The sequence below is a fragment of the uncultured Thiodictyon sp. genome (genome assembly GCF_903946935.1).
Classification (GTDB): domain Bacteria; phylum Pseudomonadota; class Gammaproteobacteria; order Chromatiales; family Chromatiaceae; genus Thiodictyon.
Genome location: NZ_CAJAXH010000166.1, coordinates 1 through 10,100, shown reverse-complemented (window position 1 = coordinate 10,100; position 10,100 = coordinate 1). Strand labels below are relative to the sequence as shown.

The 10,100-nt window shown below is 62.2% G+C and carries 9 protein-coding genes; 4 read left to right on the top strand and 5 right to left on the bottom strand.

The features are described 5' to 3' along the window. Window positions 1-156 precede the first annotated feature (156 nt). From QZX93_RS14945 to QZX93_RS14925, 5 genes are all read right to left on the bottom strand, one after another. Window positions 157-645, bottom strand: a complete 489-nt coding sequence (locus QZX93_RS14945) for a hydrogenase maturation protease (protein ID WP_295392870.1) — start codon at window positions 643-645, stop codon at window positions 157-159. Beyond that, on the bottom strand, window positions 642-2,150 hold the full coding sequence (locus QZX93_RS14940) for a Ni/Fe hydrogenase subunit alpha (RefSeq protein WP_295392869.1): 1,509 nt from the start codon (window positions 2,148-2,150) through the stop codon (window positions 642-644). The genes QZX93_RS14945 and QZX93_RS14940 overlap by 4 nt, the downstream gene beginning before the upstream one ends. A 245-nt stretch (window positions 2,151-2,395) precedes the next feature. Beyond that, window positions 2,396-2,935, bottom strand: a complete 540-nt coding sequence (locus tag QZX93_RS14935; RefSeq protein WP_295392868.1) for an NADP oxidoreductase — start codon at window positions 2,933-2,935, stop codon at window positions 2,396-2,398. Further along, on the bottom strand, window positions 2,928-3,656 hold the full coding sequence (locus tag QZX93_RS14930; RefSeq protein WP_295392867.1) for a 2Fe-2S iron-sulfur cluster-binding protein: 729 nt from the start codon (window positions 3,654-3,656) through the stop codon (window positions 2,928-2,930). The genes QZX93_RS14935 and QZX93_RS14930 overlap by 8 nt, the downstream gene beginning before the upstream one ends. Further along, window positions 3,653-5,479 (bottom strand): NAD(P)H-dependent oxidoreductase subunit E, encoded by a 1,827-nt coding sequence (locus tag QZX93_RS14925; protein WP_295392866.1) that lies wholly within the window; start codon window positions 5,477-5,479, stop codon window positions 3,653-3,655. Before QZX93_RS14925 ends, QZX93_RS14930 begins: the two co-directional genes overlap by 4 nt. A gap of 264 nt (window positions 5,480-5,743) precedes the next feature. Here QZX93_RS14925 and QZX93_RS14920 point away from each other — a divergent pair, with 264 nt between their 5' ends. From QZX93_RS14920 to QZX93_RS14905, 4 genes are all read left to right on the top strand, one after another. Continuing rightward, window positions 5,744-6,226: an Hsp20 family protein gene (locus QZX93_RS14920; protein WP_295392865.1), complete on the top strand. Its 483-nt coding sequence runs from the start codon at window positions 5,744-5,746 to the stop codon at window positions 6,224-6,226. A gap of 175 nt (window positions 6,227-6,401) precedes the next feature. After that, window positions 6,402-6,833 carry a DUF29 domain-containing protein gene (locus QZX93_RS14915; RefSeq protein WP_295392864.1) on the top strand — a complete coding sequence of 144 codons (432 nt, stop codon included), beginning with the start codon at window positions 6,402-6,404 and terminating at the stop codon, window positions 6,831-6,833. A 192-nt stretch (window positions 6,834-7,025) separates the two neighbouring features. Further along, a complete protein-coding gene (locus QZX93_RS14910) occupies window positions 7,026-8,393 on the top strand; it encodes a DegQ family serine endoprotease (protein WP_295392863.1) in 1,368 nt (455 codons plus the stop codon). Window positions 8,394-8,680: 287 nt separating this feature from the next. Continuing rightward, a complete protein-coding gene (locus QZX93_RS14905; RefSeq protein ID WP_295392862.1) occupies window positions 8,681-9,994 on the top strand; it encodes an SUMF1/EgtB/PvdO family nonheme iron enzyme in 1,314 nt (437 codons plus the stop codon). Window positions 9,995-10,100 lie beyond the last annotated feature (106 nt).

Here is a 10,100-nt window from a genome sequence, read left to right as displayed (position 1 = left end):
GTTGACGCTCGCGATCGGTTACGAGGACAGGCGCAGGACGAAGCAAGGGCATCGAAAAAACCAGAGTAGATCACGAAGTTTGCATCTTACAACGCGCTCTTCAGAAACGGTATTAGGATTTTCATCCTGCGGTACTAGGTTGACTGCGGCGGTCCGTCAGTTGCGCAACGGGTTGTCAGTACCTATACGCAGCCATCCGGCCAGAAACGCCAAGGCGGCAGCCAGGTTGGCCTCGGCCCCCGGCGATAGAACCGCTCCCAGTTCAAAGGCGTAGCCACGGATGGCGAGCAGATGGCAGTCCGGCGGTTGGCCGCCGATTGCCTCTTGGTAGACCCGCAAGAGGCCACCGGGGCTCAAGGCATGGGTGGTGATACTGAGCGCGGGCTCCGGAATCACTGGGCCGAAGGAGAAGGGTTCAGGACCGCTGAGGGCGGCGTCTACAAACAACACCCGCTCCCGGCCCTGAATGTCCAGGACATGTTCAATCTGGAGCTGGAAGTCATCGAAACTATCGAACGCCTGGCCCAGTCTCAGTATAGGACTAGGCATCGCGTTCAGGCGTTCGATTAGCTTAGGGCCGAGTGCGTCATCTCCGCGGGAGGCGTTGCCGCAGGCGAGGATCAGGATGCTGGGCGCCTGTGTCAATGCTTGGCGACCGCGATAGACGGCCGCTCCACGGCTCCATCCGGATGGCGGCAAAGGCGGTCGATGCGCTTGCCTTGGGCATCGCACAGCTCAAGGTCCAGCGGCATCCGCCCCATGGCATGGGTGGCGCAGGAGAGGCAGGGGTCATAGGCGCGGATCGCCACCTCGATTTGATTCAGAAGCGGCTCCGTCAGCTCCCGACCGTCCAGAAACTCGCGCGCCACCTGACGGATGGCTGTATTGATCGCCTGATTGTTATTGGTGGTGGAGACGATGAGATTGGCGCGCGTCACCAATCCATCGCCGTTGATCTCATAGTGATGAAAGAGGGTCCCGCGGGGGGCTTCGATGACACCTATGCCCTTTTCCCGCATCTCACCTGTCAGGCGCAGCTCCGTGCCCTGCAGGTCCGGGTCCGGCAGCAGGTCGCGGATGGCCTCGGCGCAATGTAGCAATTCGATAAGGCGCGCCCAGTGGGTGGCCAGGACCGGCTGGAGCGGCCGGCCCTCACCGGCAGCGGCGAAGTCCTGACGTTCCTGCTCGGCCAATGGGGTGTGGAAGCAGTCGCAGTTGTTGACCCGCGCCAGCGGCCCCACCCGATACCAGCCCAGTTCCGGACCCAGCCGGGTGAGAAAGGGGAACTTCATATAGCTCCAGTCCTTGACCTCCTCGTGGATCAACTGTTCATAGTCCTGGTAGTCCTGGTGATCCAGCAGGGTATTGCCGTCCGGGTCGCGGACACGCAGGCCGCCGTGATAGAGCTCGTGAGACCCGTCGGGCGCGATCAGGCTCAGGGTGTTGGCGTCGACCGCCCCGAAGCGATAATGGAAACCCGGATTGGTGAGGATGATCCGTTTGATCAACTGCACCGCCCCTTCCGCCCATTCCAGGACCTGAGCGATGTCCTTCTGAAGGCTGTCCCGCTCGGCCAGAGTCACATGCTTATTGACCCCGCCCGGTAATGCCCCAGTGCCATGAATGCGCTTGCCGGCGGTGATCCGAATGACCTCCTGGCCGAATTTGCGCATCAGCACCCCCTGCATGGCGATCTGTGGATGGTCCTGGATCAGGCCGACGATGTTGCGGTGCGCAACCGGGCCGTCGAAGCCGAACAGCAGGTCCGGGGAGGCCAGGTGGAAGAAGTGCAAGGCGTGCGATTGGAGGGTCTGGCCCAGGTGCATCAGGCGCCGGACCTTCTCCGCGGTCGGGGTGAGTTGGTCGACGCCGACGAGCTGATCGCAGGCCTTGGCCGCCGCCAGGTGATGACTCACCGGGCAGATGCCGCACAGGCGCTGCACCAGCACCGGCAGTTCCCAATAGGGTCGGCCCTGGATGAACTTCTCGAAGCCCCGGAACTCGACGACATGCAGCCGCGCCTGCCGGATATGGTTGTCTTCATCCAGCAGCAGCGTGACCTTGCCGTGACCTTCCACCCGAGTCAGCGGCTCGATACAGACGCGCCGCAGGCGCTCCGGGTGGCGGGCGGTTTCAAGTGAGGTAGTCATGGCTTGGTCCTCAGAGAATTATTTTCCGCAAATGAACGCCAATGAACGCGAATAAGAAAATAGTATTCAGGCCTGGCTCCCACGCTCCTGCGTGGGAGCAAGAGCAGGCGCTCCGCGTCCAGTGGCTCAGAGCAGCGGAAGCAGAGCGCCCGCACGGCATTCCCACGCAGGAGCGTGGGAACCAGAAACGGGCGATGCAACGATCATTCCCATTTGCGTTCATTTGCGGACAATTATTTTCCCGCTTAGTCGTAGCGAATCTGCGTATAGGGAAACGCAATCGGCTGACCCGCAAGCAGCTCGGTCAGGAAGGTCCAAAGGGTGTCAGCGGAAGGCGGACAGCCGGGGATGAAATAATCGACCTTCACCACTTCATGGATGGGGTGGACCTGATTGAGAAGGAGCGGGATCTCGGCGTCCGTGGGGATGCCCGGATGGTAAACGCCGACCCCATTCACATAGGACTCGTCTAGACACTCCCGCAGGCTGAACTGGTTGCGCATGGTGGGAATACCGCCATTGACCGCGCAGGCACCGACCGCCACCAGGACCTTGCAATGACCGCGAAATTCACGCAAAACCTCCACGTTCTCGGCATTGGCGACCCCGCCCTCGATCAGCCCCAGGTCGCAATCGCCAATCGTCTTGATATCGGTCAGCGGGGTGCGGTCGAAACTTACCAATTGGACGAGTTGCAGTATGCGCTCATCGATGTCGAGCAGTGACATATGGCAGCCGAAGCAGCCGCAGAGCGAAACGGTCGCGACCCGGGGTTTGTCACTCATTGCCATCCACCTCGTCCTCATGGGCACGCAGGTCGCCCACCTTGCTGATCGGTTCGCGGTCATAGAGGCGCTCGCCGATGGGGTGCTCGAAGCCCTTGTGCTTGGGCAGGATGGCACCGGTCGGGCAGACATGGGCGGCGCGATCGGTGGCGGCAAAGTCTGAGTCGCCCAGCAGACCGCTCGGTGAGTCGATGACCAGATGACTGGCAAGCCCCCGCCCACTAATGGCGAAGACACGCTTGCCGTCATGGTCGCGACTCGCGCGCACGCAGAGCTCGCACAGGATGCAGCGGCCGAAGTCGATGATGAAGTCCGGGTGAGAGGCATCCACCGGGCGACGGGGAAAGAATGGCGGATAGTGTGGCGCCAGCATCCCGGTGTAATAGGCGACCGCCTGGAGTTGGCAGTTGCCGCTGCGCTCACAGGCCGGACAGAGGTGGTTGCCCTCGGCGAACAGCATCTGCAACACGGCCCGGCGGTTGGCCTGGATGGACTCGCAGCGGCTGTCCACCGCCATGCCCTCAGTCACCGGCGTAGTACAGGCCGAGACCTGGCGGCGCCCGACCGCGACCAGACAGACCCGACAACTGCCGTGGGGGGCGTAGTCCGGGTTGTGACACAGGTGGGGGATATAGACCCCGGCGGCCTGGGCCGCGGCCATGATGGTCTGACCGGCGACAAAGGGGAGCTGCCGGCCGTCGAGGGTAAAGTGGTTACTCATACCGCTGCCCCCGCGGTCGTCGGCAGCGTCTCTGGAATATGGGCGGCGTCATCGTCACGCCCGGCGATCGCCCGCGCCTCTGACAGCGCCCCGTCCAGGTCGAAGGACGGGGTGTAGTCGGCGCTACGCAGGCGCCGCCGGTAGATGTCCGGAAACTTGTCCAGTGTGTTGAGGATATGGTTGGGCGCGGTGGTCCCCAGCCCACAGTAGCTGGTCTGGCGCATCACCCCACCGATCTGGCGCAGCTCGGCCAGGTCGTGCTCGGACGCCTGGCCCGCGGCGACCTTCTCCACCAGATTGCGCAGCAGGGCCCCGCCCACCCGACAGGGGGTGCAGAAGCCGCACGACTCGTGGGCGAAGAAGGCGGCGAAGTTCTGCACCATGTCCAACAGGTCGCGACTCTGGTCAAAAACCATGAATGAACCCGCGGTGGACAGGTCCTCGAAGGCGATGAGGCGATCGAATTCCGCCGGGGCCAGGGTGGTCCCCGCGGCACCGGAAACCTGCACCGCCTGGGTCCGCTCGGCCCCACAGTCGATCAGCACCCGCCGTACCGGGGTCCCGAAGGGGTACTCATAGATGCCGGGACGGGCACAGTCGCCGCTCACCGAGAGGATCTTGCTCCCGGCGGATTGGTCGGTCCCCTCCCCCCGGAACCAGTAACCGCCCCACCGCACCACGCGGGCGGCGGCGAGGAAGGTCTCCACATTGTTGACGACGGTCGGCCGGTCCCTATAGCCGCTGACGACCGGGAAGGGCGGGCGTTTACGCGTCACCCCGCGCTTGCCCTCCAGCGACTCGATCAGGGCCGACTCCTCCCCACAGATATAGGCCCCGGCCCCCAGGTGGACGGCAATCTCGAAATCGAAGCCGGCCTGGCCCAGGATGGACTCGCCCAGGAGCCCCTCGGCACGACGGCGCGCCAGCACCGATTCCAGGTGCGGCAGCAGATAGGCATACTCACCGCGCAGGTAGATGAACCCACGCCGCGCGCCGACCACCGCGGCGCAGATGGTCATGCCCTCCAGCACCAAATCCGCGTAGCTGGTCAGCAGGACACGATCCTTGAAGGTGCCCGGCTCGCCCTCGTCCGCGTTGCACACGACATAGCGGTCGCCTTCCGGGGCCTCCCGGCAGAACTTCCACTTGAGCGCCGTGGTGAAGCCCGCGCCCCCGCGCCCGCGCAGCCCCGAGCGCTCGATCTCAGCCAGCGCCGCCGCCGGGCCCTGGTCGACCAGTTTGCGCAGACCGGCACCGTCGGCGTCCGCATTGCTCAACAGCAGCCCGCGCCGACGGACGTTGTCCTCCACGCGGAAATAGTCGCCCGGCCAGCGTTCAAGCGGGACGCACTCCCCCACCAACGCGGCGATGCGGTCGATCCGCTCCGCGGTGAGCCCGGTTACCGCCCGGCCGTTGACCAGCAGGGCCGGCCCCTGATCGCACATGCCGGTGCAGGAGGTGAGACCCAGGGTGACACGCCCGTCCGCGCGGGTCTCGTGGGTACCCATCCCCAACTGTTTGGCCAGCCGGGCCAGCAGGTGCCGGTTGCCGAGCATCCGGTCGGTGATGTTGTCGCTGAAGAGGATGTCGAAGTCGCCCCGAGGGCGCTCGTGCAGAAAGGCATAGAAGGCGATGGCCGCCCGCACCTGGGTGCGGGTGACGTCCAGCTCGGCGGCCAGGGACTCGACCGCGACGGGCGGCACCCAGCCGAACCGCTGCTGGACCGCGATCAGGTGCTGGAGCAGGTGCTCCGGGACGCGGCCGCGCCGCCCCAGTGACTCGGTCACGAAACCCTGGACCTCTGAGACCTGGGGTCCACCCATCGCTGCCTCCCACGGTTGAGTACAAGATCGCCGGCCCCGATTATAGGCCCGCCGCGAGCACGAGGCCCCGCCCCAGGCACCAAACGCCTCAAGTCAGGGTTGCCGGGCCGGGCCGATCGACTTGACATAACATTTTTCGCAACGCCCCTTGACAACCGCTGCCCGAGGTTCTACTTTACATAACGCAGGCGCTCAACCGAGGCCTGCGGGGTCAGCGGTTCGTAAGAACGCGCCTATCCATATTGCTCAACTGAGGATATGACCATGACGACCATCGACTTTTCACCCTTGCTCCGGTCCATGATCGGGTTTGATCGGCTCTCCAATGCCTTGGAGACGGCCTACCGCACCGAGCCCGGCGGCTATCCGCCCTACAACGTGGAGGTGAGCGGTGAGAATGACTACCGCATCACCATGGCGGTTGCGGGCTTCGCGGAGAAGGACCTGTCCATCGAGGCCAAGGAGAACATCCTGACGGTCTCCGGCAACCGTAGCGAAGACGAGGAGCAGCAGGACACCCGCTTCCTCTATCGCGGCATCGCCAACCGCAGCTTCGAGCGCAAATTCCAGCTCGCGGACTATGTGCGGGTGGTCGAGGCCCATCTGGAGAACGGCCTGCTGCATGTGCAACTGCGGCGCGAGATACCCGAGGCGATGAAGCCCCGCAAGATCGAGATCGGCAGTGCCAAACAGCCGGAGCGGCTGGTCGACACCAGCGAGACCGGCGGGCTCAAGGCCGCCGCCTGATCGCAACGCCTGATCGGACCTAAGGATAGGTAATGACAAGGCCGGGCACCCGCCCGGCCTTTTTTGCGTCCGCCGGATGCCGGTGGTTGGGACGTCCGCCGTTTCTCGGTATGATCAAGCATCAGGCCGCCCCACCGGTACCTTGTTGATTGCGCTGACTGCGAGCATCCCGACCATGAACTGGCAGACCCTGTCCACCGACTCGCCCTACAAGACGGCCGTCGCCATCCAAGAGGCGTTGCAGCAAGGCCGCATCGCCGAAGCCGGCAGCGGTCTTGAGGAGTTGATCGACGCCTTGTCCAAGTCAGAAAAGCGCGCCTTGAAGAGCCAACTGGTCCGTCTGATGCTGCACATCATCAAATGGCAGAGCCAGCCGGAGCGCCGCTCACTCAGTTGGGTGGCCAGCATCGAAGATGCGCGCGACGAGATCGGCGACATCCGCGAAGAGACGCCGAGCCTGAATGCACGGGTGATCGAGGACCTCTGGAGCAAGGCGTTCGCGATGGCCAAGCGCAATGCGGAGGCGGAAATGGGCAAGCGGTCGTCCGTCGAGAATCTCTTATGGCAAGACGTGTTCGAGACGGTCTATTCGCTGGATCGCCAGTAGCCGCAACCGGCTTCGGTCACGACTCCGGCCAGACCAGCGTCTCCGCTCTCGTAACACCGCTCCGCGGTGTTACGCCTGTGTCAGGCGCTCTGCGCCGCGAGCGCCGGTGGCGGGAACGACGATCAAGGCCGCATTGCCTTAGACAGGCTCAGACACCAGATTGCGCCCCTAATGATTGCGGAGCCTGAGCCCATGACGCGTCGAACCCACTACCCATCTCACTACCTGGCCGCGGTCCTGGCCACGGCCCTGGCGGTCACGGCACTGCCGATCCGCACCGCCGGCCTGCCCGCCACGGCGGACGGTCAGCCCCTGCCGAGCCTGGCGCCCATGCTGGAACAGGTGATGCCCGCGGTGGTCAACGTCTCCACCGTCACCCATATCGACGCGGCGGATAACCCGCTGCTGCGCGACCCCTTCTTTCGCCACTTCTTCGACGTCCCGGAGCGCCAGGAGCGCGAAAACAGCAGCCTGGGCTCGGGAGTGCTGGTCGACGCACGCCGCGGGCTGGTGCTCACCAACCACCATGTCATCGCCAAGGCGGACGCGATCCGCGTCACCCTGGGCGACGGCCGGACCCTGAAGGCCGACTTGGTGGGTGCCGACCAGGCGACCGACGTGGCGGTGTTGCGCATACCGGCCGAGGGACTGAGCGCACTGACCTTCGCGGACTCCGAACGGCTCAAGGTCGGCGATTTCGTCGTCGCCATCGGCAACCCCTTTGGACTCAACCGCACAGTCACCTCCGGCATCGTCAGCGGACTCGGCCGCACCGGCCTGGGGATCGAGGGTTACGAAAATTTCATCCAGACCGATGCCTCCATCAACCCGGGCAACTCCGGCGGCCCCCTGGTGAACCTGCGCGGTGAACTGGTGGGGATCAACACCGCCATCCTGGCCCCCGGCGGCGGCAACATAGGCATCGGCTTCGCCATCCCCATCAATATGGCGCGGGCGATCATGGATCAGATCGTGGATCACGGCGCGGTGCGCCGGGGCGAGTTCGGGGTGGAGGTGCAGGACCTGACGCCAAACCTGATGGCGGCCCTGCGGATCGACAGCCGGCAGGGCGCGTTGGTCTCCGCGGTGGACCCGCAGTCACCGGCAGCGGCGGCCGGATTGCGCGAAGGCGACGTGATCCTGCGCCTGGACGGCCGGCCGGTGACCAATGGGGCCGACGTGCGCAACCGCTTCGGTCTGCTGCGGGTCGGCACCCGGGTCGAACTCGCCATCCTGCGCGACAGCAAGCCGATGACCCTCAAGGGCGAGATCGGCGACCCCTACCGGGACTTCGTGCGCGGCGACAAGTTCTCCGCCAATCTGGCCGGCGCCCTCCTCGGCGACCAGCAGGGACGCGCCGGCGCGATCATGGTGGGACCGGTCACCGAGGATAGCCCAGCCTGGCAGTCAGGGCTGCGCGAGGGCGACCTGATCATTGAGGTGAATGGGCTGCGGATTGGCGGGGTGCGGGACCTCACGCAGGTGCTGCGCCGGTCGCGTGGGCTTTTGAGCCTTCAGATACAGCGGGGGGATCGGTTGATATTGTTGGCGCGGCAGTGAAGGAAGAGTCTCACGCCAAGGCGCCAAGGCGCCAAGAGAGAAAACGGATCATCGCCGGCATCACGGAAGGTCCGGATGTACGGCCGCCGAGTAAAGGCGAGACAAGTTCCGGACACCGGCGTTAGTGTGCGATGCGGCAAGATTGCCGCATCACACACTAAAGGTGTTGCGAAGGGGCTATAGCAAAATATTGACAGACCGCGACAATTTTGATTCACTGCCCCGACCCGTCGATCTATCGGGTAGTTTGTCCGGCGAAACCTAGTTAAGCCCCAATTGCGACACCTATGAGATCAAGACCACCAGATATTTTCATTAGCTACTCGCATCGTGACGGCTTCGACTTCGCAAAGGAGCTGCACGCTGCACTTATCGCACGAGGATTTTTCGTATTTCACGACACGACATACCTCCAACCGGGCGAGCGTGTTCGTGAGAAGCTCTTTGAGTGCATTTGCTCATCCCGGCTTTACATTCCAATAATTACCGAAAACTTTGGCGATCTTGATCCGAAGAGGTGGGCTTACACTGAGTTCAAGATGGCCCTCCAAGAAGAATCACGACGAACGGAAAAATCACTAGCGTTGAAGGAATGCCCAGAACCATTCATATTCCCCATAGTTCATGGACCTAAAGATATAGATGACCTAAAAGACTATCATGATCTCCACGAGCAACTTAAAAACCGCTTGTGTAAGAGATCGACGGATCTGAAGAAAATCGTCAATGAGATAGTCGCGGCAGCAGGTATTGTAGAGGACTCGTTTGTTGACACAAGCCTCAATGGCGTCGTTGCCGGAAGATTCCCCGTAACTAACGTTGAGTATCGAAGGTTTATTAATGACGGTGGCTACAGGAACCAAGGCGTAGAAGACTGGTGGTCGCAAACGGGCCGAGAGGTTTGGCGGTCATATGTCGCACGAAGATCGCATAAATACTTGTGGTCTAAACGAACTGAAGACTCCGTGATTGATGAGAGTCTAACTGGTAGCAATCTCCGATTCAACGCGTTCAATCAGCCCGTTACAGGCGTGTGCTACTTTGAAGCTCAGGCCTATTGCCGTTGGCTCACGGAGACAAAGTTTAAAGACAGCCAGTACATGGTGAGGCTACCTACCGAGGCTGAGTGGTTGTCCATGTTGTCTAAAAAGCAAAAAGAATTTCTTTCGAACCCAGAAAGACCTAGTGAAAAAGCGATTAACCTACTTTTTTCACGTCAGAATGAACTATTACCAGACAAAATCGATCTAGAGTTGGCAGCAAAGATCGAGTACCCCTCATTATTTGGGCAATATCCAAAGTCACGCTCACACATAGGATGTTATGACCTAATAGGAAATGTCTGGGAATGGGCACATGATTTCGTGACGCCATACATTGCTCTATCCAAGAGTCGTGACGAGGGCAACGTTGGAAAAATTCTCGGAAACTGTTGCTTCGATATTCCCAAACGATTGCAGCATCCGCCTCGGGAACTTAGATACCCTGGATATCGGCACAACGTCATTGGATTCAGAGTTGTCTTAGTTGAACGAAGGTGGTGGAAAAGGTGCGTGGAAAAGCACGAAAAGGGGCCAGTGCGGCTTGGCAATGTCGCGTAGTCTAGTGGGTGCAAATCCCACCTGGGTAATCGTGAGCCGCGAGCCCAGTATCGAGCCTTGCGGCGCGAACGGTAACGGACGCGTCGATGCGTAGGCACGAAAGCAG

What these genes read in the sequence shown, in the direction of transcription:
- QZX93_RS14940 (WP_295392869.1), bottom strand. Translation starts at nt 2,150, where the DNA reads ATGACTACCTCACTTGAAACCGCCCGCCACCCGGAGCGCCTGCGGCGC.
- QZX93_RS14935 (WP_295392868.1), bottom strand. Translation starts at nt 2,935, where the DNA reads ATGAGTGACAAACCCCGGGTCGCGACCGTTTCGCTCTGCGGCTGCTTC.
- QZX93_RS14930 (WP_295392867.1), bottom strand. Translation starts at nt 3,656, where the DNA reads ATGAGTAACCACTTTACCCTCGACGGCCGGCAGCTCCCCTTTGTCGCC.
- QZX93_RS14925 (WP_295392866.1), bottom strand. Translation starts at nt 5,479, where the DNA reads ATGGGTGGACCCCAGGTCTCAGAGGTCCAGGGTTTCGTGACCGAGTCA.
- QZX93_RS14920 (WP_295392865.1), top strand. Translation starts at nt 5,744, where the DNA reads ATGACGACCATCGACTTTTCACCCTTGCTCCGGTCCATGATCGGGTTT.
- QZX93_RS14915 (WP_295392864.1), top strand. Translation starts at nt 6,402, where the DNA reads ATGAACTGGCAGACCCTGTCCACCGACTCGCCCTACAAGACGGCCGTC.
- QZX93_RS14910 (WP_295392863.1), top strand. Translation starts at nt 7,026, where the DNA reads ATGACGCGTCGAACCCACTACCCATCTCACTACCTGGCCGCGGTCCTG.
- QZX93_RS14905 (WP_295392862.1), top strand. Translation starts at nt 8,681, where the DNA reads ATGAGATCAAGACCACCAGATATTTTCATTAGCTACTCGCATCGTGAC.